Genomic DNA, 23,532 nt, shown 5'->3' on the forward strand with positions numbered 1-23,532 from the left:
GTAAAAGCCCTCCGGAACTTCTCCCGAAGGGCCCAAGTCTTCACTTCAATGACTTACCCAATCACACCATTATCATCACGCTTAATGACAATGACGGAAGAGCGTGGCAGCTTGCCGCCGTCTGGCCAGTTACCGCCCGGGTGCTGAATGCCAACAAACATGCTGCGGCGATCAGCAGACCAGGTCAGGCCAGTGACTTCACTGCCGGTTGGTCCGGTCATGAAACGCTGGATCTCTCCTGTTACAGGATCACCAACCAGCATCTGGTTGTTGCCCATTCCGGCAAAATCGCCTTCATTGCTGTCGTTGCCATCTGTCTGGATCCAGACCATGCCCGTCTCATCAAATGCCATACCATCCGGTGAGTTGAACATATTGCCAGCATTAACGTTTGCAGACCCGGCCTTAGGACCTTCGTGAACGGCCGGATTGCCAGCCATCACATAAAGATCCCAGTCAAACGTATCAGCGGCATGATCCTCATTGTGCGGACGCCAGCGCACGATTTGGCCGTATTTGTTGGTCTCGCGTGGGTTCGGGCCGTTGATGGAAGTGTCGTCACCACCGGCGTTTGGCTTCACGCCGCGGTTCTTGTTGTTGGTCAGACAACAATAAGCTTCTACTGCATTAGGATTGGCAGAAATCCATTCTGGGCGATCCATGGTGGTTGCACCAACAGCAGAGCCGGCAATACGGCTGAAGATCGCGATGCTCGCCGCGTCCATACCAGTGGTCTCTGGGGTTAGCGCCAGCCACTCACCTGTCTGGTCATCGTTGAACTTGGCAACATAGAGCGTACCCTCATCCAGCAAGCCATCAGTTGGCTGCCCTGGAGCGTAAACGCCGTTGGAGACAAAGCGGTACATGAACTCACCGCGCTCATCATCCCCCATGTAAACGACCACGCGGCCATCTGGTGCCAAAACAGCTTCTGCATTCTCATGCTTGAAGCGGCCCAGAGCAGTGTGTTTCACCGGTGTTGAGGTTGGGTCTGTTGGGTCGATCTCTACAATCCAGCCAGCACGATGCGGTTCGTTCGGGTTCTTCGCAATGTCAAAGCGCTCATCGAACTTATGGTAGTCATAGTTGAAACCCGTCTCGTTGATGCCATAACGCTTATAGCCAGCATCAACACCGTCCAGACGTGCCGCAGGAGCAGCCTCAGTCGCGCCAAAGTACCCGTTGAAGTTCTCTTCGCAAGTCAGGTACGTACCCCACGGTGTTTTGCCGGAACCACAGTTGTTGAAGGTGCCAAGCGATTGCGTACCGGAAGGGTCAGCTGCTGTCTGCAGCAAAGGGTGACCAGCAGCAGGGCCTGCCAGCGTCATCGGCGTGTTGTGTGTGATGCGGTGGTTGAACGGACTGTTCTTTACAATAGCCCAGCCATTGTCCCCGTCTTCCACTTCAATGACGACTACGCCTTGCAGATGTTGCAGCTTCAGAACATCCTCGGCGCTCTTGGGGGCACCATCTTCGTTCTGAGGCAGGTTTATCTTGCGGTTGGCGTATTCATGGTTGATCGCCAGCAACTGCTTGCCCTGAAACACGAAGCTTTCCATGCCGTCGGTGTTCTCACCAAACACCTTGTCAGCACCAGAAGCAGAACCACCTGTCTCATGGTTGAAGGCTTCAGCACCATCCACCAGTGCATCACCCCAGCGCGCCAGTATTTCCCAGCTGTAACCCTCAGGCACATGTACAGTCGCATCAGTGTAAGTTGGGATGGGCTTGAACGCGAAATGTGAAGTAGAAGCTTTGGCTTCAGACATGGAGAGGCTGAGGACACCAGTGCCCATCACAGCTGCGCCGGAACCAAATGCCAACACGCCCCCCAGAAACCCGCGGCGTGAAATCGCACGCTCGACAACGCGATCAAATTCATTTTCTTCAGCACGTGGGAAGTTCTGTTCATCCCATTCATCTGCTGTGAGTTCATTCATAAATTCATTCGTCATTGGAAAAATCCCGTAGAAGAAGGTGAGCGCACACTAGAGCGCTAACATGACATCTTCACGAAGCAATAGGGCGATGAAAATCCTGCAGATGTAATATGAATATCGTATTCAAGTTAAAGTGCGTCGCATGTTGGAGTAAGGATCTGTGATGGATCTTAGAGTTAAGTTGTTGAAGATGATAATTATTGTTGATTTTTATTATTTAAATTTGTTGATTACTTAAATTTGTAGGAATAATTCTGTCAGGGTGCGGTCGCTGATCAGAAAACTAAGTATTGACGTCTAATGATATGGTGTCGCAAGTAAATTTCAGGAATGCTTCAAACCAAGCAGGTAAGCTTTCAACTGTTTCCAAGAGCCTTGTGAAAACCGCGTAAAACTATGCGTCGCAGCGGTTCAATCACCTTTTGCAAACAGATGGCGTGGGTGTCATTGTACCCCTGTCCTTCATAGAAGCTGACAACCTGCGCGTTATCACCACGCACAAGCAGCTGGACCTTCCAAATACCTCGAGCCCGCAACCACTCTTCTGCTGCTGCCGTGATTGCCTTGCCCAGCCCTTTTCCCTGATGGTCTGGATGTGTGCTTACATAATAAAACCAGCCACGATGCCCGTCTTCACCGCACATAATGCTGGCAACAATAGCGCCATCCAACTCACCGATTAAGATCGTAGAGTGTTCGCCTTCCAGTGCTTTTTCGATATCTCGCATCGGATCATTCCATTCACGGAAGACCCCGGCAGCTTTCCAGAGAGCAATAACTGCGTCCTGATCTGATAAGCACATTTCACGACAAATCATATGTACCGCGCATAGTAGTTCGAAAATAGAAAAATAATCACAGGATGTTTTGTAATTATCCTTTTTAATACAGTAGCTTGAAATTGAGAAGAGGAATAATAACAAGGTTAATAATCTATAAGTAAAAATATGAAAATCTTTGCGCGATTGAGAGGTTTTCGATATGGCTTTTTTTAAGCGTAATACACAAATGCTTGCTGAAGCCGCTGCAAATGACCAAGGAGAAGTAATCGGTCAGTCTGCAGTGGTGGAATTTACAGAACCTAAGAATTCCATTGATAGTGCACGCTTGTTTGGCGAATTGGATGCGCTCGCGTTGGACATGGCATCAGCTGCGGGAGAGCTGGACGCCGTGAATAACACTGCAGGTGCTTTGAAAATGGCCATGGAAAGCCTCCAGGACGCGTCTGGACGCGTTGTCGAAAGTAATCGGGAAGTGAGTGCCGCGGTTGAACAAACTGCTGAGCAGACGTCTAACGCCCGCGATACTATGTCTAAGTCTCAGGAGGTGGTGACCGACGCGCTCGCCAACATCAACAGCCTGTCGACAGCCATCAGCAGCATCAACAGGCAGCTGGAAGGTCTTCAGGCTTCATTTGCCAATGTTCGCCAGTTCTCCAGCTCCATTGATGCCATTGCCCGCCAAACCAATTTGCTGGCGCTCAACGCAACCATTGAAGCAGCTCGTGCCGGTGAAGCAGGGAAAGGCTTCGCTGTCGTAGCCAGTGAAGTAAAGGCTCTTGCAACACAAACGACTGTTGCGACGGAGCAGATCGACCAGACCATTCTCCAACTCGGCAAAGAAGCGGACACCTTGGTCGATTTAGGCAAGGGCGCGCTTAGCACAGTCGGAACTGCTGAGAACAGCACACAATCTATCAATGACCTCTTCCATGAACTGGAAGCGATGGTAGACAACATTTCCGCGAATACGGACTCCATACGAACGGCTTGTGCAAACAACGATGCAGATACCGAAGAGCTTCTGCGCAACCGTGATGAAGTGATAGGTGTTGTCTCAACAAATGCGGAAAGCATCGAACAGATCTCGGGCCAGATGCTGGGAACCTCTCAGACTGCCGACGCGCTTCTCGCTGAAGTGGCTGTCGAACATGGCGATAACCTCAATCAGCAGATGATCGAAGTAGCAAAAGAGACTGCTGGCAAGACCATGGAAGCGTTTGAAGCTGAAGTGGACGCAGGCCGGATCTCAGTGAATGATCTCTTCGATTTCAACTACACGCCAATTGAAGGCTCCAATCCAGCTCAGTTCATGGCGCTTTTCACCCCAATGACCGACCGGGTGCTTCCAGCTATTCAGGAGCCAGTCAAAGATCTCGATGACCACATCGTCTTCTGCGCAGCGCTAGATAAGAACGCTTATCTGCCAACACACAGCAAAGACTATTCAAAGCCACAAGGCAATGACCCGGTCTGGAATGCAGCAAACTGCCGTAACCGCAGAATGTTCGATGATCATGCGGGCCTGAACGCAAGCAAGAACACCAAGGAATACAGCCTGCAAACGTATCGCCGAGATATGGGGGGCGGCAAAGTAATGATGATCAAACTGGTCTCAGCCCCAATCTGGGTCAAAGGTCGCCACTGGGGCAACACCCTCATCGCATTCAATACTTGATGTTCAGAGCCCCAAAAACAAAAGGCCCCACACTCATCCCTCATAGTGAGGTGAGAGTGTAGGGCCGTGGTGAAACAGCGTCTTCCCTTGAATTGGGAGGGGCTTACAGCTCGCCGCGGATCACGTAACGAAGCAGATCAACCACCTGGTCAGGGTCTTCGGCAACAGCAAGGGCTGCTGCATCCACTTCCTTCAATGGGTGCGTCAGAGCTGGTTCGTGCAACACGATGATGCTCTTGCCCAATGCTGAGGCGAACCCTGCATCGAAGGCTGCGTTCCATTGGCGGTACTTGTCGCCAAAGCGAACCACAACGATATCGGCCTCAGAGAGCAGCGTGCGAGTGCGTATTGCATTCACCTTTGCCCCCTTGTGATCTCGCCAGAAGTTGTTTTCTTCTGGGCCTAGAATTTCGACACCGCAATCATCACTGGCTTCGTGATCGGTCACGGCACTGTCAAAATGAACAGGTAGGCCTGCATCAGCCGCACCATGTTCAATACGCTCTCTCCAATCGGTGTGGATCTCACCTGAAAGATAAACACGCCACGTTTTCATCGGCTCGCCTTCCCCTAAGAATCTGCATTTGCCTGCAAATTTTAAGAGGGGTTGTAGCTCGGTTCAAGGTCAAGCAGCTTATTGGTGACTTCTTTTCGGACACGATCGCGTTGGCGCTCGCGAGAGAATAGCCTGTTTTGTGCAAGGAGCAGATCTGCACGAGCCAGATACGAGTCGGTCCGGGCGGCATCAGCAGCTTTTCGGCAGGCCTTGCCTTCCTTGCCAGACTTGCAATCTTCGCCGCGCGCTTCTTCTTCAAGCCGGTCTATACGGCGTTGAATTTCCCAGACTGCTTCCTGAGCTTCACTGGCAGTCTCATTGGCTGAATAAAGCTGGTTGCCCAGGGAGTAGCCAACTTTGAAGCTCTCTTCTGTAGCGATTGGGCATACACCGCGATAGCTCTTACCCTCACGACCCTGCTCAAAGCCTGAGATTGGCGTACAATAGCTTTGCAGGCCAATGGTGCGCCCAGCCATATAGGCACTCACATCCGGTGTGACGCCGTATTTGCCGCAAGCTTTTGTATGTTCATTCAGCTTGTCAGAGGTGTAACCAGCGCGCCCATCAACAACACCAATGCCTTGCCAGTCGCCGACCTTGCAATCTTCCTCAGAAAGGGAGGCGCAGCCACTCAGCGCCAGCCCAAGTCCAACAACAGTAAAAAGTACCCGCATCCCCAACATGCCTTCCCTAAAATCCAATCGCGTTTGTAGTGCCCTGCACATCTGATTGGACAAAAATTGAATCTATGAAATCCAGATACGAGACTTAACCTGAACGCTTGCTGAATACAAATGTTCGCTATATGTTCTCTTTAAGGAATCGCATAGCCCTCGATTCGAGAGGCCATCTCATTTCAGTAGGTATTGGAAAGTCAGATGACGAAGACCATTGAATTTAAAGGGCGCTGCCTGTGTGGCGCGGTCACTTTTGAAGGTGAAGCGCCGAATGAACCGGTCAGCAGCTGCCATTGCAAGCAATGCCGTCAGTGGGGCAGCGGCCCGTTTGAGGCATTCAGCTTGCCGCTGGCAGATCTGAAGTTCACCTCAGGCGAAGATGCCGTCAAATACTATGAATCCTCTGAGTTTGCCCGCCGCGGCTTCTGTTCAAAATGCGGATCAAACCTGTTTTGGCATGCAGACCGCCATCCTCAATGGAAAGACCGAATTGCGATTGCCGTGGGTACGTTGGAGCAGCCAACAGGCCTCACAGCAGGCAATCATATCTTCTGTGCCACAAAGGGTGACTACTACGAGATCGAAGATGGTCGCCCTCAATATGCCTACGAAGATTGATGAGGAAATTGATCTTATCCCAAACCGTGGCCCTCGGCTAAGGTTACCCAACAAGCTCTAAGGGAGAGAGATATGTCTGACTTGCGGATTTATAAAGCGAAATGCCTTTGTGGCGAAGTCTCATTCAAGGCTGAAGCGCCCCAGAAAGATATTGGTTTATGCCATTGCACAATGTGCCGTCGTTGGAACAGCGGGCCATTCCACGCAATCGCAATTCCGTTTGATGCTTTGAAGGTTGAGAGCGGAGAAGAGAACATCTCATATTACCGCTCCTCTGATTACGCGAAGCGCGCATTTTGCAACAACTGCGGCAGCAGCCTGTTTTATCACGGAGACAAAATCCCCGAGATTGCTCATGAAGTTTACTTCAGCGCTGGGCTTTTGGAAGAAACGACAGGCTCGAAACTGGCAGGTCACATCTTCTGCGCCAGCAAAGGCGATTACTACGAGATAGAAGGAGACCTGCCTCAACACGAAACAGTATAAAAATCCGCTCTGCGGTCAAAACCGGTGCAAGGTGAGCGGTTGGATCAAGGCGTGTTCTTCACACGCTCTAGCTCCAGCCGTTCTCCCACATATAATCCAACGCTTCCCGGTAGTTTGGAAATTTGAATTTATACCCCAATGCGCCTTTCAGCTTGGCATTGCTCGCGCGTTTCACTTCGCCGTAAAACGAAATCGCCATAGGCGAAAGATCAGCATCTTCAAAGGCGATTGCGGGCGGTGGCTCCACACCCATCAGACGAGCAGCATATTCCACCACATCTTCTGGCGGACACGGCGCATCATCACACACGTTGAAAATACCGGAGGCGTTGTCTTCAAACGCATGCTGGACAGCTCCAGCAATATCACTCACGTGAATACGGTTAAAGACCTGACCTTCTTTGATAATCCGGCGGGCTTTACCTTTGTCCAGATTGCAAAGCGCATTCTGGCCACGGCCATAAATGCCGGCAAGGCGCAAAATGCTGACTGGGATGCTGGTTTCTTCTGAGAATGCGAGCCACTCGTGCTCTGCTTCCAGACGCTGCTTGGAGCGTTTGGAGGTTGGATTGCACTCCGCTGTTTCTGTCACCCAACGACCTCCGTGGTCGCCATATACCCCGATGGTCGAGAGATAGCAGATCGCCGTTGGCTTTGCTTTCGCAACTGCGTCACGCGCAGCATTCAGCAGAGGGTCACCATCGTCCGTTGGCGCGGCAGAAACCAGAATATGAGTTGCAGTGGCAATAGCCTCCAACAGCTCATCGCTTGCTGTTTGTCCGTCAAAGAGGATCGGCTGAACCCCTTTGGACCGCAGTTCCTCCATTTTCTCAGGAGAGCGGGTCGTTCCGCCAATCCAGGAAAACTCGGTCCCGTACATTTTCACAAAGTGGCGAGCTGAATATCCAGCTCCCAAAATCAACAAGCGCATTCCAAGCCCCCCGGCTTACGTTTACAGCTTCAGATAGTTCCTGCGCACTTCATAAAGCATCACAGCCGTTGCAACAGCCAGGTTCATTGAATCAGCCTGCCCCGCCTGCGGAATTTTCACCAGATCAGAGCAGGTGTCAGCCAGTTTATCACTCAGGCCAGCCTGCTCATTGCCCATCAACAAAATGACAGGTTCTTTATAATCTACAGCACGATAGTCCTTTGTGCCCCGCAAATGAGTGCCAACCACAGATCCGGACCAGCTCTTGCGGAATTCAACGAACTCATCAGCAGTACAGCGCACAAGTGGCATATGGAACAGAGAGCCCATTGTCGCACGTACAGTCTCAACAGCAAATGGATCAGTTGTTTCGTCAATCAGAATAACGCCAGTCGCACCAACCGCATCGCCGGTGCGGATGATGGTTCCCAGATTACCGGGATCACGGACACGATCGAGCGCGATCCATGTCGTGGCACTTTTCGGGTCAATGTCGCTCAGCTTCATGGTCTGCTGTTCGTAAACACCAACCACCATCTGCGGGTTGTCACGGCGGGTGATTGCACCAAGCACAGCCGTGTTCACCTCAAGAATGAGGGCACCACGGGCTTTTGCTTTCGCAGCCGCTTCTAGCGCAATCTTGTTCTCACGAGCTTCAGGACCAAGCGCCAGATATCGCACACCCCAGCCAGCTTCCAATGCATCGGTTGCCAGTTTCAGGCCTTCAGCAACGAACAATCCGGACTGTTTGCGATTCTTGCGCTGAGCAACAAGGCCTTTGATTTCCTTCACAATCGGATTGGAGTGTGAGGTGATCTGCTTTACTGCACCGGCACGGTGATTATCTCTGGTTTCCATCGGGTTATGCTCCCTCAACCTTATTGTTTTCAGGTGCGCTCCACCGGCTGAATAGGGAGGTTGAGAGCAATCGTGGTCCATCAAGTTCGCGAATAGCCAGCTCACCAGATTCAATCGTGCCCGGCAAACCATCAAGGCATTCACGCATCAACTCATGAGAAGACAGGAAGCTGGCACGGATAGCGTAGCTGGACATCAGAAGGAACTGCGCATTGGGCGAGAGCAGCTTTCGCACGCACGCTAACATGTGCGGCACGCTCTCAAAGAAGTCCCAGACCTCTCCATTCGGCCCGCGACCATATTTCGGCGGGTCAAGGATAATGCCGTCATAGGTGTTTCCGCGGCGCACTTCCCGCTCCACAAACTTCATGGCGTCATCACAGATCCAGCGAATTGGCTTATCTTCAAGGCCGGATAACTCCTGGTTCTCACGTGCCCAGACAATGGCCTTTTTAGAAGCATCAACATGAGTGACTTGCGCGCCAAGAGCAGCAGGCAATAGCGAAGCCATTCCTGTGTATCCAAACAGGTTGAGAACTTTGAGCGGACGATCTGCTTTTTTGATCTGCTCACCAACCCAATCCCAGTGCGCTGCCTGTTCAGGAAACACACCCACATGGCGAAAAGACATGAACTGGCCATTGAAGGTGGCAGGGCCGTATTTCATCTGCCAGATCTCATCAACCTGATTGGCAAACTTCCAGCGGCCAGGGCCTTCTTCTTCAACGTCACCGGTAAAGATAGCGTCTGCGCTTTTCCATTCGCTTTCTGGCAGGCGAGGGGCCCCCATCGCCTGCGCTTCAGGGCGGATCAGTTTATAGCGACCATAGCGCTCAAGCTTTTGTCCGTGTCCCATATCCAGCAGGGCATAATCGTCCCAACCGTTCATTTCCACCATCACAGGCAAAACGCTGGCAGGGGTGGTGAAGCGGGCAGATGTTGGCTTGTGTTCGCGCACAATGGGCTCAACAACCGTGGTGGCTGGAGCGCTACGCGTTTGGTCTCGCCGGATCGGGCGCGTTGCTGCTGCGCTATCTTTCTTGCCACCACGAGTGTCGCGGGGATTGCGCGCCTCTCTCTGGTCCCGATTATCTCGGGTATCGCGTTTGGCAGAAAAACCACGCTTCGGACCGTTGTCCTTCCGTGCTCCGCCTTTTTTGGATTGCGCATTGCGGGTTCGTGGAGCGCCGCCTTTGGGTGATTTGCTCAAGGATGTTGCCTTTGATTTTCTGCGCACAAACGCGAGACAAAGCCTCACGCTGAATTCGTTTATTTAATGAAAAGGCATTAAGGCGATGCGGGCCTCGGGTCAACGCTTTAGCGCAAAACAAGCTCTTTACCGTTAAGTGAGTATCCACAGCGTGGGAACACCAGCATAATGCAGGACGTATAAAACGTCGTTGTGTTCTGAAAAGAAGTTTTGAGCATCCATGACAATTTTAACACGAGAGGTACTTGTCTTTTCCCTCGATTTAAGTCCAATCTACATGACGTGGAATGCAAAAGTGACCTTAAGGCGTGGAGCCTACCTAAAGGAAGCACTGAAAAGAACGAGGGGGCCAATCCATGGAAATGTCTGGAGAGCAGCAAATACCTGCGAGTCAGGAAAAGGTTTGGGAAGCTCTCAACGATCCTGAATTGCTGAAAAAGTGTATTCCCGGTTGCGATAGTCTGGAAAAAACCTCCGACACTGAGATGTCTGCCACGGTCACAGCAAAAGTGGGACCGGTCAAAGCCAAGTTCAAAGGAGAAGTAACCCTCTCTGATCTGAACCCGCCAAACTCCTACAAAATTTCCGGAGAAGGCAAAGGCGGTGTTGCAGGGTTTGCGAAGGGCTCGGCAGATGTAACCCTGTCAGAGAGTGGGGATGGCACACTTCTGAGTTATGAGGTTAATGCAAAGGTCGGTGGTAAACTTGCTCAATTGGGAAACCGGTTGATCGATTCAACTGCCAGGAAGATGGCTGAGGAGTTCTTCTCGAATCTGAACAGAGAACTCGGTGGAACTCCGGTAGCAGGCAAGGACGAGCCGCTAGAAGCTGTTGAGTTGGATCCGGGTCTGATCGAGGAAGCCAAGTCTATCGCAAACGAGCACGCCATCGAAGGATCAGTTGAAGCCATGGCTGATGCTGAACATGCGTTGGAAGATGCAGTCAAAGACGTTGAGGAGAAGGTAGAAGTTGCGGCGGGCAAGGGATTCCTGGGTGGTCCGCTGGGTTGGGGCCTTATGGCTCTGGTTGTTTTGATTGCTCTTTATTGGTTACTTTGAAACTAGGAATTTGGCGGTCGGAGATTGCAAGGCGCGTAGAGGGCGCTTTGTAAGCTAACGGCCCCGCCGAATAACAAGGCCAATGGCCTAAATTACAACCAACTGCCTTGATAGGACGGGAGATCCTGACCAAGGCTGTTGGCTTCATAGTCTGCGGACGCGAAATTGCAGGCTTTTTTGAGGGAGGAAAACCATGACGACTGTCTCTATGACGGTGAATGGAAAGCAGATTTCTGGTGAGGTCGAAGACCGCACTCTTTTGTCTACATTTCTGCGCGAAAATCAGGGACTGACCGGAACACACATCGGCTGTGACACCTCACAGTGTGGTGCATGTCTTGTGCACATGGACGGTAAAGCAGTGAAGTCCTGCAGTATGCTTGCTGTTCAGGCAACTGGCTCTGCTGTCACCACAATTGAAGGCGTTTCCCAAAATGGCCAACTGCACATCATGCAGAAAGCCTTCAAGGAAAACCACGGTCTTCAGTGCGGTTTCTGCACCCCTGGCATGATCATGTCTGCAATCGATATGATTGATCGCCTGGGTACAGATCTCGACGAGAAAACAATTCGCCATGAGCTGGAAGGCAACATTTGTCGCTGCACCGGCTACCACAATATCGTCAAGGCAATCAAAGCCGCAGCTGACGAAATGGCCGAAGTTCTCGAAGCCGCAGAATAATTCGGAAATTCAACTGATCATTGATCCTGCTGCACCTTATTTCAGGTGCGTTGCACTGCTGGAGCCTATGAACAGTTGCTGAAGTCAACCTTCCGGGAGGGGATGGAAATGACAGCAGAAGGAATCGGCGCACGAGTGCTGCGCAAAGAAGACAAAAGATTTATTACCGGAAATGGCCGCTATACGGATGACATGACCATGCAACGCATGGGTCACGCTGCTTTCGTCCGCTCAACACACGCTCATGCTCGTATCAAGTCCATCAACACAGATGATGCGATGAAAATGCCGGGTGTTGATGCAGTCTTGAACGGGCATCAGCTGGTTGCAGATGGCATCGGCAACATCATTTGCGGATGGATGATCCATTCCAAAGATGGTTCTCCAATGAACATGGGCGCGTACCGTGCTTTGGAGTCGGAAACAGTCCGTTATGTCGGTCAGGCCATCGCAGTTGTTGTTGCTGATACTCAGCAGCAGGCACGTGATGCAGCAGAAGCTGTTGTGGTGGAATATGAAGACTTGCCAGCTGTCGTTGACAGTCTTGATGCTCTGAAAGACGGCGCACCACAGCTCCATCCGGAAGCCGCCGGCAACCTCATCTACGATTGGGAGATTGGCGAGGAAGCTCCAACGGATGAAGCGTTTGTAAACGCAGCACACATCACCCGGATGGACATCGACAACAACCGCCTTGTTCCAAATCCGATGGAACCACGCTCTGCTCTGGCCCATTTTGATCCGTCAGAAGAGCACTACACGCTTTACACCACCTCTCAGAACCCGCATGTGGCACGCTTGGTACTCTCCGCGTTCTACAACGTGGCACCTGAGAACAAGCTGCGCGTAGTTGCACCGGATGTTGGCGGTGGCTTCGGCTCCAAGATCTTCATCTATCCCGAAGAGATTGCTTGTCTTTGGGCAACAAAGCGTGTTGGCCGTCCAGTCAAGTGGACTTCCGACCGTACAGAAGCCTTCCTGACAGATGCGCATGGTCGTGATCACCACAGCACCGCAGAGCTGGCTCTGGATGCGAACAACAAAATCACCGGGTTCCGTGTGAAGACAGTCGCCAACCTTGGCGCTTACATGTCTTTGTTTTCATCTTCTGTACCAACCTATCTGTACGCGACGTTGCTGTCGGGCCAGTACAACATTCCAAACATCTACGCGAATGTGAAAGCGGTCTACACCAACACCACTCCAGTGGATGCATATCGCGGTGCAGGACGTCCGGAAGCCACCTATGTGGTTGAGCGCATGATGGAAACGGCTGCAAAAGAAGTTGGCATGGCGCCAGCTGAATTCCGCCGCATCAACTTTGTGCGCGAGTTCCCGCATCAAACACCAGTGATCATGGCTTATGATGCCGGTGATTACGAAGCCTCTCTTGATGCAGCCATGAAGGCTATCGATTATGATGGTTTTGCTCAGCGTCGCACTCAATCCGAAGCCGCTGGCAAGCTCCGCGGTATTGGCATGTCTTGCTACATTGAGGCATGTGGTATCGCACCATCTCAAGCTGTCGGTTCACTAGGTGCAGGTGTAGGTCTTTGGGAATCTGCTGAGGTTCGTGTGAATGCCGTTGGAACCATTGAGGTTCTGACTGGGTCGCACAGCCATGGTCAGGGTCACGAAACCACATTCGCTCAGTTGGTCTCTGACCGGCTTGGCCTGCCAACGGAGAGCATCTCCATCGTCCATGGTGACACCGACAAGGTGCAGATGGGCATGGGCACATATGGCTCCCGCTCTGGTGCCGTTGGTATGTCTGCAATTGCTAAGGCACTCGACAAAGTCGAAGCCAAGGCAAAGAAGATCGCAGCGCACCTGATGGAAGCGTCCGAAGGAGACATCGAAATCGAGAACGGTGAGTTGAAAGTCACCGGAACCGATAAGAAACTCACCTTCACCGAAGTTTCTCTGGCAGCTTACACAGCCCACAACCTGCCGGAAGGCATGGAACCCGGCCTGAAGGAAGGTGCCTTCTACGATCCAACTAACTTCACGTTCCCAGCAGGGTGTTACATCTGCGAGGTCGAAGTTGATCCGGATACGGGCGTTGTCTCCATCGAGAACTTTGTCGCGGCTGATGACTTCGGCACCATCATCAATCCGATGATTGTGGAAGGTCAGGTGCACGGTGGTTTGGTGCAAGGCATCGGGCAGGCCATGCTGGAACACACCCAGTATGACGAAGACGGTCAGCTGCTTACAGCTTCTTACATGGACTACACCATGCCGCGTGCGGATGATGTGCCGTCCTTCACGTTGGAAACCACAGTGACCGAATGCCCGGGCAATCCGCTCGGCATGAAGGGCTGCGGAGAGGCTGGCGCGATTGGGTCACCACCTGCTGTCATCAACGCCGTAACGGACGCCCTTGGCATTCGTGACATGAATATGCCTGCCTCGCCAAACCGCGTCTGGCAGCTCATTCAGGACAACGGCATGAAGCAGGCAGCGGAGTAATCAATGGCACAGGCTGGCGCTAAATCGACATTGGATCACAAGTTCATCGCCATCGAACTCAATCAGCGCGCATGGGCTCTCTTAGAAAATGAGAGCCGCTCGCCCGAGGAAAATGACGAGATGCTCCATGTCGCCCACGCCAGCCTTTGGCACTGGCTTCAGGCCGGAACGAAAGTCCATCACCAACGTGGCTTGTGGCTGGTAGGTCGTATCCATGTTCTGCTTGGAAACCGTGAAGCTGCAATGCGTTACGCCCGGCAGACCATGGACCTGACAGAGGTTCATCAAGAGGATATGGCAGACTTTGACCACGCCTATGCCTCTGAACTTCTGGCACGCGCCACATTGCTGGCAGGGGAAGAAAGCGAAGCCTCAGTTCTGTTTGAAAGAGCTGCGCGGCTTGGCCAACTGATCCACGGTGAGCAAAATCGCAAGATTTTCTTTTCTGATCTGGAAGCTATTCCGTACCCGAAAACTGAATTGTCTGAACTTAACTCATAGCAACTCTGCCAAAGACCCCTTTAGGGGATGGGAGGCTAAAAATGTACGAGACCAAATATCATCGCGCATCAACAGTGTCAGATGCTGCGGCAATGCTGAAAAATGCTGATGATGGCAAACTGCTTTCTGGTGGTCAGACCTTGATCCCAACCATGAAGCAACGCCTTGCAGCGCCAAGTGACTTGATTGACCTGCGCCACATCGGAGAAATCTCCGGTATTGTAAAGCAGGCTGATGGCTCTATCCGCATCGGTGCAGCAACTTGCCATGCAGATGTCGCGGCCAATGAAGATATCAAGGCTGTCCTTCCAGGACTGGCTGATCTGGCAGGCACAATCGGTGATCCACATGTCCGCCATATGGGTACGATTGGTGGCTCTGTCGCCAACAATGACCCGGCAGCGGATTATCCGGCAGCTTTGCTGGCTCTTGGGGCAACTATTGAGACCAACAAGCGTGAGTTCTCTGCGCAGGATTTCTTCACTGGCATGTTCGAAACCGCACTAGATGAAGATGAGATCGTGACTGCGGTTGTCTTCCCGGTCGCATCGAACACTGCATACGCGAAGTTCCCCAATCCTGCCTCGCGTTATGCAATGGCTGGTGTCTTTGTAGCAAAGACCGGGGCAGGTGCTCGTGTGGCTGTGACAGGTGCTGGCCAGGATGGTGTTTTCCGCATGCCTGACATGGAAAAAGCTCTGGATGGCAACTGGTCTGCCGATGCAGTTGCAGGCATGGCGCCATCTGCTGACAACATGCTTTCAGACCTTCACGGTACCGCTGCCTATCGCGCTAATCTGGTGACGGTCATGGCGAAGCGTGCTGTTGCGGCATCCAGCTAACACATTGAGGGAAGGGGCTTTGTCCCTTCTCCTCACTTCTCGGGTGTGACATAACCAGCCTGAATTGATCGCTGGAATGTAATGGCCGCGTACTGGTGAACTTCACCCAGATAGGCGAGCAGGGCAGAGAGAAAGGTCGTCAGGCCAACCAGCTCAAATGTCTCTTCCAAAATGTAGAAGATCTTGTAGCCAAGCGCGTCATAGCCTTCGCTGCCAGCAAACACGGCTCCCAGCATCTCAAAACCGATTGCACCGGACAGATAGATGCTGCCTGACAGCACAAACAAAACAGCAAACCGTTTTGGTAACCGCATGAGAAAGCGAAGATAAATCAGCCCAAGCGTTCCAACCAGAACCACAGCAGGCAACACCCACGCAAAGTAAAAAGCACCGCTCAGGTTGAATGCATTGCGTAGCGGATCGATTGTGACTTCATGGATTGCGATGTTCTCATCAACGGACATGTAGAGAAAACCAAAGGCGAGCACCAACCAGTAGGGCCAGTTTTGCGGTTTCTTGGAATGTCGTTCAATGATGCCAATCAGAGCAGTCAAACCGGCAATGCAGAGCATCACCATGGAGGAGAACCATGCGCCGAGGTTGAGTTCTTCATCCAGTGAGATATGCCGCAGGTCTTTCAAAGGCGTTTCAATGCCAATGGTATCAACGAACACCTGCTGAACAATGCCGAGCAGCACTATCAGAAACACCATGCCGTACAAAACGACGGGCACCCTCTTTAAGTTGACCGCTGGCATGTGTTTGATCCCCCAACACTTCTTGATGCAACCAGCTAATTAAATCAGAGGATCAATAAAAAAGAGCTAAGGAATATTGCCAATGATTGGCGCTCTTCAGCACGCAAGCTTGCAACAAAAAAGGGCGCCCAAAGCGCCCCTTTCACGTTTCACATAAGAACGCGTTTATACGTGCTGACCGCCGTTGATATGTATTTCAGCGCCTGTCACGTAAGAAGATGGAGCAGAACACAGGAAGTAGATGGTGTCTGCCACTTCTGTGGTGCTGCCAAGACGGCGCATTGGAATGGTCTCAACGATTTTCTCGGTACCCGGTGAGAGAATCGAAGTGTCGATTTCACCCGGAGCAATCGCATTCACACGAACGCCATGTGGCCCAAAGTCAGCAGCCATTTCACGTGTCAGGGAAGCAAGAGCCGCCTTGGAAGTCGCATAAGCTGTTCCAGCAAACGGATGCACACGGCTCCCGGCGATGGACGTGACGTTCACGACGGAACCTCTCGCAGCCTTCAGCTCATCAAACAAACCGCGAGCCAACATAATTGGCGCGAAGAAGTTTACCTGAAACACATCTCGCCATGTTTGCATTGGGGTTGTCAGGGAATCGAGGCGTTGGCCTTCCTCGTCTTTCGGGCTGATACCCGCATTGTTGACAAGGGCATGAAGCATGGAGCCGTTGTCTTTCAGACGCTCTTTGATCTGGAGAACGGCGTTTTCCAGATTACCTGCATCACCCAAGTCCACTTCAATGTGGTCTTCCGGCCCGGATGGCCAAGGGCATTTGTCAGAAAATGGTTGTCTGGAACAGCTAATGACCCGATAACCCGCTGAAGAAAATTTCTTTACGGTTGCGTGGCCGATTCCACGGCTTGCGCCCGTTAAGACGATTGTCTTGCGGAGATCCTTCGTCGTTTGGTTGGTGTTCATAGGGGCTTTGCTCGTGATAGGACTGCAGGAAACTGGAGTATTATTCTCTAGTTTTAAAAGATCTACTGTTTATATAATGCTTTGCAAGCGAAATTGGGAGCCCGAAAGCAACCAACAATGATCATTTGTCACTGCAACGTCATTAATGACAAACAAATAAAACAAGCTGCACGTGAGCTTTGCGAGAATCCTGAGGGGGTAGTCCCCACTCCGGGCGCGGTATTTCGTCACCTTGGGTACAGGCCAAAATGTGGTGGTTGCTTTAAAAGCATCATCGAAGTTGTATACGCTGAGGCTGAACAAGTTAAAGATGACTCTGGACAGTAACTTGGAATTATTCTAAAAAAGGTCAATACCTCAATTTGTCAAGGAGAGAGTGACATGAAGGGTGAACCTAAAGTACTGGAATATCTCAACAAGGCTCTACGCCACGAGCTGACCGCAGTAAATCAATACTGGCTGCACTACCGTCTCCTTGAAGACTGGGGCTTCACAAAGCTTGCAAAAAAAGAACGTGAAGAATCCATTGAGGAAATGGAACACGCCGATAAACTGATCGAGCGTATCATTTTCCTCGAAGGTCACCCGAATCTGCAGACACTCGATCCGCTGCGCATCGGTCAGGACCTCAAGGAATGCCTTGAATGCGATCTGGCAGGTGAATACTCCGCTCGTGCTCTTTACAAAGAAGCACGCGAAGTTTGCCGTGACGAAGGTGATTACGTCACCATGAAGCTTTTTGAAGACCTGATGGCAGACGAAGAAGGTCACATCGACTTCCTCGAAACCCAGCTGGAACTTCTGGAAAAGATTGGCGTCGAGCGCTACGGCCTGCTGCAGGCAACTCCTGCAAACGAAGGCGAATAAGCTTTTCACCTACGAGTTTTAGAAGGCCGGAGAGCGTTATGCTCTTCGGCTTTTTATTTGCGCGGTTTCACCCGGCGCGTGGCTTCTGCATCCAGCGGATTATCAGGCCACGGGTGTTTTGGGTACTGCCCCTTCATATCAGCCTTCACATCCGCCCAGGACCCTTGCCAGAATCCAGGCAGGTCCCTGGTGATCTGAATAGGCCGCTGAGCAGGGGAGAGCAGTTGCAGCACCAGCTGAACCTTCCCACCGCAAATGCTAGGGTGCTCCGCAAGGCCAAACAACTCCTGCACCCGAACGGAAAGCATCGGCCCTTGCTCGCCATCATAATCAATCGGAATGCGCGATCCGGTGGGCACGACAAAGTGTGAGGGGGCCAGATTGTCCAGCTCCGAACTCAACTCCCACGGAACCAGCGTTGCAAGCGCGTCCCCCAACGTGCCCGCACTCACTTGAGACAGCGCCGTCTTCCCTGCCAGAAACGGACGCAGCCACTCAAAGTCTGTACTCAGAGCCTTATCGCTCAAGTCCGGCCACTCTTTCCCAGCAGTCTCGCGCAGATAAATTACCCGTCCGCGATAGCGTAACTGATCCTTGCTCCATGGCAAACGGGCCGCGCCTTTACGGGCAATCTGTTCAAGCAGTGCATCAACAATCGCTTCTGGATCGGGATCAGAGATTTTTTTCTCGTTCAGCACCAGTTTGCCAAGGACCCGCTGCCGGACCGCCTTGATGGTGCCATCTGGCATCAGCTGGACCTGTTCCTTCTCTCGGATGTGAGAGGCAAAGCGGGCTTCGAGTTCATTGAAGGAAAACGGCGCAGCCAGCAAAATGCGTGCGCGAGCTGCTGTACCGGTCACTTCAGCAATACTCAGAAATTTCTCGGCATAAAGCGCCTCGCTCTCTTCCAGCTGGGCTCCACGCCCATTGGCAAGGCGGAAACTTCCTCGTGCACCGCGTTGCTGTGCGATGCGGTCAGGATAGGCAAGGCTTAGAATATCGCCGGCATCTTCAAAGTTGGCACGCTCAGAGGAGCGTCCGCCAACAAGCTTCACCCAGCGCTTGGCCTGCGCCCGTGCCTCTTTGCCTCGTGGGCTCTGGTCTTGCATCAATCGGCGCAAGCGATCTCGCAGGTCAGTCGAGCGACCGCCCAAACCATGTTCACCAATAATCACGGCAATCAGCGATGCCAGCTCGGCCTGTCCTTCTTGTGAGGCTTGCATCAGCATGTGCCCGAGACGAGGGTGCAGCGGCAGTCCGGCAAGGTCACGCCCAGCTTTGGTCAGTCCGCCATCTGCATCCAGCGCGTCGAGCTCTTCCAGCAGCTCTTTAGCCTCAGACCAGGCAGCAGCAGGCGGCGGTGTCATAAACTTCAGCTGAGCGGGATCAGAAACACCCCAATTGGCGACATCAAGCACCAGTCCGGAAAGATCACTCTCCAAAATCTCTGGCTTTTCAGCAGCAGGCAGGGCCTTCGTCTGCGCTTCTTCCCAAAGTCGATAACAAATGCCCGATTCCACACGGCCCGCGCGCCCTTTACGCTGCTCTGCAGTTGCACGAGAAACCTTCACGGTTTCAAGGCGCGTCAAACCCGTTTGCGGATCATAACGCGGCACACGGGAAAGACCCGCATCAATCACAATACGCACGCCCTCAATAGTCAGGGATGTCTGCGCAATGGCTGTGGTCAGCACCACTTTCCGCTGACCGGGCTTGGCAGGACGAACAGCCAGATCCTGCGCCTTACTATCCAAAGCGCCATAAAGAGGAGCAATGCTCACATCAGCAGCAACGCGTCCTTCCAGCAAGGATTGCGTGCGCTTGATCTCACCCTGACCCGGCAAGAATACAAGCACAGAGCCTGTCTCTTCAGCCAAGGCTGAACGAACAGCCCGCGCCACCTGGTCTTCCAGCCTTCCTCGCGGATCGCGGCCAATGTAACGCGTCTCAACCGGATACTGCCGGCCTTCACTCTTCAGGATTGGTGCATCATCCAGAAGCTTGGAAACTTCAGCCGCATCCAGTGTTGCAGACATCGGTACAATGCGCAGGTCATCGCGCAAAGCTTCCTGAACATCCAAAGCAAGCGCAAGTCCAAGGTCCCCGTCCATGGAGCGCTCGTGGTATTCATCAAAGAGAACGGCAGCCACACCGGAAAGCTCAGGATCATCAAGGATCATGCGGGTGAAGACACCTTCCGTCACCACCTCAATGCGTGTTTTGCCTGAAACCTTGCTGTCCATGCGCACACGATAACCAACCGTCTCGCCAACGCTCTCACCCAGCGTATGCGCCATTCGTCGCGCAGCAGCACGCGCTGCAAGGCGCCGAGGCTCCAGCACGAGGATCTTTCCATCGTCTCGCCATGGAGCATCCAGCAGGGCGAGTGGCACACGGGTCGTCTTACCCGCACCCGGCTCGGCAACAAGAACCGCATTGGTGTTTTGCTCAAGAGCAGAGAGCAAGTCCGGCAGGATCGCTTCGATTGGCAAAGAGGATGACGTCATGGGCTCCGCAAAAAAGTAGGCGTCAAAAAAGAGAAAGCAGCTCCCCAGACCTTAATCTATGCAAAGCTGCTTCCAGTCAATTTGGAATTTAAGCACAAGGCTAATCTGTAGTCTTGGCATCTTTGCGGTGCCAGCTACGGCCCGTCAGATCCACAAGATACTCATCAGGTGCGCGGGTATAAGCCGCAAGACCTTCAAGGGCAGGGCTTTTGTGCGTGATGATGTAAGTCGGAATAGACTTCATGATACCTTCATGCGGAGCTTTGGCCTCAAAAGCAGCCCGAAACTCACCACCATGCAGCCAATGTGAAATCTTTGGCGGAATGCCGCCCGCCAGATACACACCGCCGCGCGCAAGATTGGTGATCGCGAAATCTCCCGCAACACGGCCAAGTGCAGCACTGAATAATCGCAGCACTTTTTGCGCAACTTCATCACCATCATCCGCCGCTAAAGGCACATCCGATGGCTTCTCATAGGTACGATGCACCCCATCAGCCTGCAGCACAGCTTTAGCAAGGCGCACAAGGCCGGCACCACAGACAACCTGCTCAGCACCAACACGCCCGCCAATGCGCTCGATATGCGGCCAGATGCGGTATTCTTCCTCACTCAGCGGACCAAGCTCAACATGGCCGCCTTCACCGGGAACCGGAATCCATTTTCCGCAGGAGCGGATCATCGCACCAGCACCAAGGCCAGTGCCCGGACCAACAACAAACTTGGTTGCGTTCTGCTCAGCCACGCCGCCGCCCACCTGATCCAGATCGACTGGAGATAGGGATGGCAAGGCAAGGGCCTGTGCCTCAAAGTCGTTGAGAAGAACCACCTGTTCCAGACCAAGCTCTTTGATGAGAGCGGGAGGCTCAATCACCCAGCTTGCATTGGTCAGGGCGATCCGGTCGCTGGAAACGGGAGCAGCAACAGCCAGCACCGCAGACCGTGGCGCAGCGTAGCCTTGTTCCAGAACTCCGGCGCGAATGGCATCCTGAATGGTTGCATGCGCCTTCGTTCCTTCCTGACCACAAAGCTTGGTTGGCTCATTGGGGCCTTCTATCAACGCAAAGCGAGCATTCGTGCCGCCGATGTCAGCGACAAGGACCGGGTAGGGTAGGTTTCTTGTAAGCGGAGCAGAGTGCAGCATTTATAAGAGTGACTTTATTGTTGGCTGGAAATTTCTGGTGTTTGCGAGGAAGTGGAAAGTCCCGCTAAACGTGCAGAGCGCAAAATGATGTCTGCTGTACTGCGGTTCAACGCCATTGGAATATCGTAGACCAGCGCCAGACGCATCAATGCTTTCACATCCACATCATGCGGCATTGGGGAGAGGGGGTCGACGAAGAAGAACAGGCCATCCAAGGCGCGGTCAGCAATCATTGCACCAATCTGCTGGTCACCACCAAGCGGGCCGCTTTTCATGCGTTCTACATCCAAAGATGGGCATGCATCCTGAATACGGCCACCCGTTGTCCCCGTCGCAAAGAGCTTATAGTCAGCGAGTTTGCTTTCGTGCAATTTGGCAAACGCGACCATTTCGTCTTTTTTTGCATCATGGGCGATAAGGGCGAGAGTTCTACGCTCGGTCATTTGGGCTCCGTCAACACGTCGCTGGAGCGCATCCCTGAAAGGTGGTTCCGTTTTTCGGAGAGGGACACGCAGAAACAAAAACTTAGAGCTTGCCTGAAACTGTGCACGGCATGCTCTAAGTCTCTTGGGATTACTTATCCTTTAGCGCGTCTTGACAGGCTTTGAAAGAGTCAACTTGCGCCGTTTGTGCCTGATATCTGAGCGGCGACAAACGGCAGCAGGTCATACACAGGTTTCCGAAACATTTCGGAGCCAGCAGCATCAGTCAAACAAAGAGCACATGACCATATCTCTGCGTGACTTGGCGCGGATGAATTTGGGTTTGTCATCGACAAGACCGGCAATCTCCAGCACAAGTTTCATGCGGATGGCATCACTGAAGCCTTCCTTGGAGCGGACCGGGATTGAAAACGCCCCAGGCCCACCAATGACACAGTCTTCATAGTAATGGTCCAGATGCAGCATGGATTGCCACGAAATACTCTCTTCCTTCAGCATCAAAGGCAGACCGTTGACTGTCATACCCTGCGCGATCGCAGCATCACGCGCTTCGGTGACAGCACTGCCCTGATTGTTCGGACCATCGCCGGAGATATCGATGACCTGACGCATGCCGTTGTATTCGTTCGCGATGACCAGATTGACCGCCTGCGTCAGCGCGGAGGAGATGGAAGTGCGCTGTACACGGCGCAAGGGGGCCTCGGCAATTTTACCTGCAAACTTACCCGCAGTTGCCTCGTCCGAAATAATGGTCCAGTCCGCAACAACAAAATGCTCGTCTTTGCCACCCCACTCCATGTAGGCAACAGCAATGCGACCGATGGGGCCGTATTTGATCGCATCAAGCACCTCGTCAGATGTCAGTGCCGCAACATACCCTTCTCTTTGAATGCGCTGTTCCTCTGGATCCATGCTTTGAGAAATGTCCACGGCCAGAACCAGTTCAAGGTCCACCTCCTTGGACATATCGAAGTTCAAAGATGCATGAGTATTGGAAGTTGCCAGGATGGGGGTAGAAAACAAGAAACCACCAAGTGCGAATGCGCCCGCAATCGCAGTGAGGGGTTTTGTGCACATGGGCCGCATTTTCAGCCTCCTTTTTTGCAAGGTTCAGGGTGTCCCGGTCACGGACCTCCCCGCCTCAATTTTTTTGTTTTGCTGCAATCGGCACTGAGCTAACGAAAACAGGTTACATCCATAGTATTCCCACGGTCATCCATGAATGTGGAAGACCATTCACTAGCATTGATATATATAGGGTTGTATTAAGCTGGCTCAGCGGAAAATAACTGTTTGATTTGCCAGTAAACGCAATCTGAAGATTTTGCGGCGACAAATGTTGTGCCAGTTAGTGCGTTGAAAATATTTTGTTTATTTTACAAATATTGAGAGTTGATCAATTGTTACATAAAGTTGATTAATTTCTTCATGATCGCTTTGCAAATTTGACCTGAGACGTGAGTCGTAACCTAAGTAATTTCCGCAAGTACTTGAATTGAAACTATTTGATTTTATTAGTATGGCAAAAACAGTGGTTTAGTTAGCTAGCAATAAGATTCTGCAAATCGCGCAGTTTATTTCCTTGACCTTCCGTTTCA

At 52.3% G+C, this 23,532-nt stretch carries 23 protein-coding genes; 10 read left to right on the forward strand and 13 right to left on the reverse strand.

The genetic code is table 11. The features are described from left to right. Nucleotides 1-53 precede the first annotated feature (53 nt). Nucleotides 54-1,955 carry a PhoX family phosphatase gene (locus PsAD13_RS05420; protein WP_063317505.1) on the reverse strand — a complete coding sequence of 634 codons (1,902 nt, stop codon included), beginning with the start codon at nt 1,953-1,955 and terminating at the stop codon, nt 54-56. A 341-nt stretch (nt 1,956-2,296) separates the two neighbouring features. Then, entirely contained in the window at nt 2,297-2,758 is a 462-nt protein-coding gene (locus PsAD13_RS05425) for a GNAT family acetyltransferase (protein WP_084404649.1), read from the reverse strand. Between the two features lie 163 nt (nt 2,759-2,921). On the opposite strand from PsAD13_RS05425, the gene PsAD13_RS05430 reads away from it, so the two are divergent. After that, complete coding sequence (locus PsAD13_RS05430; protein WP_063317507.1) at nt 2,922-4,397, forward strand: methyl-accepting chemotaxis protein; 1,476 nt, start codon at nt 2,922-2,924, stop codon at nt 4,395-4,397. Nucleotides 4,398-4,500: 103 nt separating this feature from the next. Here PsAD13_RS05430 and PsAD13_RS05435 read toward each other — a convergent pair whose 3' ends face one another. Both PsAD13_RS05435 and PsAD13_RS05440 read right to left on the reverse strand, forming a co-directional pair. Then, a complete protein-coding gene (locus PsAD13_RS05435) occupies nt 4,501-4,953 on the reverse strand; it encodes a YtoQ family protein (protein ID WP_063286740.1) in 453 nt (150 codons plus the stop codon). A 41-nt stretch (nt 4,954-4,994) separates the two neighbouring features. Further along, nucleotides 4,995-5,627 carry a DUF2799 domain-containing protein gene (locus PsAD13_RS05440; protein WP_063306311.1) on the reverse strand — a complete coding sequence of 211 codons (633 nt, stop codon included), beginning with the start codon at nt 5,625-5,627 and terminating at the stop codon, nt 4,995-4,997. A 204-nt stretch (nt 5,628-5,831) separates the two neighbouring features. Between PsAD13_RS05440 and PsAD13_RS05445 the strand changes: the two genes are divergently transcribed. Both PsAD13_RS05445 and PsAD13_RS05450 read left to right on the forward strand, forming a co-directional pair. Then, on the forward strand, nt 5,832-6,248 hold the full coding sequence (locus PsAD13_RS05445; RefSeq protein ID WP_063286742.1) for a GFA family protein: 417 nt from the start codon (nt 5,832-5,834) through the stop codon (nt 6,246-6,248). Nucleotides 6,249-6,320: 72 nt separating this feature from the next. Next, nucleotides 6,321-6,734: a GFA family protein gene (locus PsAD13_RS05450; protein WP_063286743.1), complete on the forward strand. Its 414-nt coding sequence runs from the start codon at nt 6,321-6,323 to the stop codon at nt 6,732-6,734. Nucleotides 6,735-6,801: 67 nt separating this feature from the next. Here PsAD13_RS05450 and PsAD13_RS05455 read toward each other — a convergent pair whose 3' ends face one another. The 3 genes from PsAD13_RS05455 to PsAD13_RS05465 are packed head-to-tail and all read right to left on the reverse strand — an operon-like array spanning nt 6,802 to nt 9,484. Beyond that, a complete protein-coding gene (locus PsAD13_RS05455; RefSeq protein WP_063286744.1) occupies nt 6,802-7,665 on the reverse strand; it encodes an SDR family oxidoreductase in 864 nt (287 codons plus the stop codon). Nucleotides 7,666-7,686: 21 nt separating this feature from the next. Further along, nucleotides 7,687-8,523, reverse strand: coding sequence for an RNA methyltransferase (locus PsAD13_RS05460; protein ID WP_063286745.1), 837 nt, complete (start codon nt 8,521-8,523; stop codon nt 7,687-7,689). A gap of 4 nt (nt 8,524-8,527) precedes the next feature. Beyond that, nucleotides 8,528-9,484 (reverse strand): class I SAM-dependent methyltransferase, encoded by a 957-nt coding sequence (locus PsAD13_RS05465; protein ID WP_063317657.1) that lies wholly within the window; start codon nt 9,482-9,484, stop codon nt 8,528-8,530. Nucleotides 9,485-10,089: 605 nt separating this feature from the next. Between PsAD13_RS05465 and PsAD13_RS05470 the strand changes: the two genes are divergently transcribed. The 5 genes from PsAD13_RS05470 (at nt 10,090) to PsAD13_RS05490 (ending at nt 15,288) form a co-directional block, all read left to right on the forward strand. Then, nucleotides 10,090-10,791, forward strand: a complete 702-nt coding sequence (locus PsAD13_RS05470; protein WP_063317508.1) for a carbon monoxide dehydrogenase subunit G — start codon at nt 10,090-10,092, stop codon at nt 10,789-10,791. A gap of 193 nt (nt 10,792-10,984) precedes the next feature. Next, nucleotides 10,985-11,473 carry a (2Fe-2S)-binding protein gene (locus PsAD13_RS05475; protein WP_057464199.1) on the forward strand — a complete coding sequence of 163 codons (489 nt, stop codon included), beginning with the start codon at nt 10,985-10,987 and terminating at the stop codon, nt 11,471-11,473. A gap of 108 nt (nt 11,474-11,581) precedes the next feature. Then, on the forward strand, nt 11,582-13,945 hold the full coding sequence (locus tag PsAD13_RS05480) for a xanthine dehydrogenase family protein molybdopterin-binding subunit (protein WP_063317509.1): 2,364 nt from the start codon (nt 11,582-11,584) through the stop codon (nt 13,943-13,945). A 3-nt stretch (nt 13,946-13,948) separates the two neighbouring features. Next, nucleotides 13,949-14,446, forward strand: a complete 498-nt coding sequence (locus PsAD13_RS05485; RefSeq protein WP_063309501.1) for a hypothetical protein — start codon at nt 13,949-13,951, stop codon at nt 14,444-14,446. Between the two features lie 41 nt (nt 14,447-14,487). Further along, nucleotides 14,488-15,288, forward strand: coding sequence for a xanthine dehydrogenase family protein subunit M (locus PsAD13_RS05490; protein ID WP_057464196.1), 801 nt, complete (start codon nt 14,488-14,490; stop codon nt 15,286-15,288). Nucleotides 15,289-15,320: 32 nt separating this feature from the next. Here the strand turns inward: PsAD13_RS05490 and PsAD13_RS05495 are convergent, their stop codons facing one another. After that, the gene (locus PsAD13_RS05495; RefSeq protein WP_208981043.1) at nt 15,321-16,046 is read right to left on the reverse strand and encodes a hypothetical protein; all 726 of its coding nucleotides are present in this window, start codon (nt 16,044-16,046) and stop codon (nt 15,321-15,323) included. 165 nt (nt 16,047-16,211) lie between these two features. Continuing rightward, nucleotides 16,212-16,973, reverse strand: coding sequence for an SDR family oxidoreductase (locus PsAD13_RS05500; protein WP_063305553.1), 762 nt, complete (start codon nt 16,971-16,973; stop codon nt 16,212-16,214). Nucleotides 16,974-17,090: 117 nt separating this feature from the next. On the opposite strand from PsAD13_RS05500, the gene PsAD13_RS05505 reads away from it, so the two are divergent. Continuing rightward, nucleotides 17,091-17,300: a (2Fe-2S)-binding protein gene (locus tag PsAD13_RS05505; protein WP_063305554.1), complete on the forward strand. Its 210-nt coding sequence runs from the start codon at nt 17,091-17,093 to the stop codon at nt 17,298-17,300. A gap of 54 nt (nt 17,301-17,354) precedes the next feature. Next, nucleotides 17,355-17,840 (forward strand): bacterioferritin, encoded by a 486-nt coding sequence (gene bfr, locus PsAD13_RS05510; RefSeq protein WP_054784322.1) that lies wholly within the window; start codon nt 17,355-17,357, stop codon nt 17,838-17,840. Nucleotides 17,841-17,893: 53 nt separating this feature from the next. On the opposite strand, the gene hrpB is transcribed toward bfr, so the two are convergent. The 4 genes from hrpB to PsAD13_RS05530 all read right to left on the reverse strand — a co-directional run bounded on the left by hrpB (nt 17,894) and on the right by PsAD13_RS05530 (nt 23,020). After that, nucleotides 17,894-20,347: an ATP-dependent helicase HrpB gene (hrpB, locus tag PsAD13_RS05515; protein WP_063317510.1), complete on the reverse strand. Its 2,454-nt coding sequence runs from the start codon at nt 20,345-20,347 to the stop codon at nt 17,894-17,896. A 100-nt stretch (nt 20,348-20,447) separates the two neighbouring features. Then, nucleotides 20,448-21,491, reverse strand: a complete 1,044-nt coding sequence (locus PsAD13_RS05520) for a glucokinase (protein ID WP_063317511.1) — start codon at nt 21,489-21,491, stop codon at nt 20,448-20,450. Nucleotides 21,492-21,505: 14 nt separating this feature from the next. After that, entirely contained in the window at nt 21,506-21,934 is a 429-nt protein-coding gene (locus PsAD13_RS05525) for a methylglyoxal synthase (protein ID WP_063286753.1), read from the reverse strand. 261 nt (nt 21,935-22,195) lie between these two features. Continuing rightward, a complete protein-coding gene (locus PsAD13_RS05530; RefSeq protein WP_208860247.1) occupies nt 22,196-23,020 on the reverse strand; it encodes a DUF1194 domain-containing protein in 825 nt (274 codons plus the stop codon). Nucleotides 23,021-23,532: the final 512 nt, after the last annotated feature.

This window comes from Pseudovibrio sp. Ad13 (assembly GCF_001623225.1).
Classification (GTDB): domain Bacteria; phylum Pseudomonadota; class Alphaproteobacteria; order Rhizobiales; family Stappiaceae; genus Pseudovibrio.

Coding starts and splice junctions, on each gene's coding strand:
- PsAD13_RS05485 (WP_063309501.1), top strand. CDS start 13,949: ATGGCACAGGCTGGCGCTAAATCGACATTGGATCACAAGTTCATCGCC.
- PsAD13_RS05500 (WP_063305553.1), bottom strand. CDS start 16,973: ATGAACACCAACCAAACGACGAAGGATCTCCGCAAGACAATCGTCTTA.
- PsAD13_RS05525 (WP_063286753.1), bottom strand. CDS start 21,934: ATGACCGAGCGTAGAACTCTCGCCCTTATCGCCCATGATGCAAAAAAA.
- hrpB (WP_063317510.1), bottom strand. CDS start 20,347: ATGACGTCATCCTCTTTGCCAATCGAAGCGATCCTGCCGGACTTGCTC.
- PsAD13_RS05530 (WP_208860247.1), bottom strand. CDS start 23,020: ATGCGGCCCATGTGCACAAAACCCCTCACTGCGATTGCGGGCGCATTC.
- PsAD13_RS05420 (WP_063317505.1), bottom strand. CDS start 1,955: ATGACGAATGAATTTATGAATGAACTCACAGCAGATGAATGGGATGAA.
- PsAD13_RS05445 (WP_063286742.1), top strand. CDS start 5,832: ATGACGAAGACCATTGAATTTAAAGGGCGCTGCCTGTGTGGCGCGGTC.
- PsAD13_RS05520 (WP_063317511.1), bottom strand. CDS start 21,491: ATGCTGCACTCTGCTCCGCTTACAAGAAACCTACCCTACCCGGTCCTT.
- PsAD13_RS05475 (WP_057464199.1), top strand. CDS start 10,985: ATGACGACTGTCTCTATGACGGTGAATGGAAAGCAGATTTCTGGTGAG.
- PsAD13_RS05490 (WP_057464196.1), top strand. CDS start 14,488: ATGTACGAGACCAAATATCATCGCGCATCAACAGTGTCAGATGCTGCG.
- PsAD13_RS05505 (WP_063305554.1), top strand. CDS start 17,091: ATGATCATTTGTCACTGCAACGTCATTAATGACAAACAAATAAAACAA.
- PsAD13_RS05470 (WP_063317508.1), top strand. CDS start 10,090: ATGGAAATGTCTGGAGAGCAGCAAATACCTGCGAGTCAGGAAAAGGTT.
- PsAD13_RS05425 (WP_084404649.1), bottom strand. CDS start 2,758: ATGATTTGTCGTGAAATGTGCTTATCAGATCAGGACGCAGTTATTGCT.
- PsAD13_RS05495 (WP_208981043.1), bottom strand. CDS start 16,046: ATGCCAGCGGTCAACTTAAAGAGGGTGCCCGTCGTTTTGTACGGCATG.
- PsAD13_RS05440 (WP_063306311.1), bottom strand. CDS start 5,627: ATGCGGGTACTTTTTACTGTTGTTGGACTTGGGCTGGCGCTGAGTGGC.
- PsAD13_RS05455 (WP_063286744.1), bottom strand. CDS start 7,665: ATGCGCTTGTTGATTTTGGGAGCTGGATATTCAGCTCGCCACTTTGTG.
- PsAD13_RS05450 (WP_063286743.1), top strand. CDS start 6,321: ATGTCTGACTTGCGGATTTATAAAGCGAAATGCCTTTGTGGCGAAGTC.
- PsAD13_RS05460 (WP_063286745.1), bottom strand. CDS start 8,523: ATGGAAACCAGAGATAATCACCGTGCCGGTGCAGTAAAGCAGATCACC.
- bfr (WP_054784322.1), top strand. CDS start 17,355: ATGAAGGGTGAACCTAAAGTACTGGAATATCTCAACAAGGCTCTACGC.
- PsAD13_RS05435 (WP_063286740.1), bottom strand. CDS start 4,953: ATGAAAACGTGGCGTGTTTATCTTTCAGGTGAGATCCACACCGATTGG.
- PsAD13_RS05480 (WP_063317509.1), top strand. CDS start 11,582: ATGACAGCAGAAGGAATCGGCGCACGAGTGCTGCGCAAAGAAGACAAA.
- PsAD13_RS05430 (WP_063317507.1), top strand. CDS start 2,922: ATGGCTTTTTTTAAGCGTAATACACAAATGCTTGCTGAAGCCGCTGCA.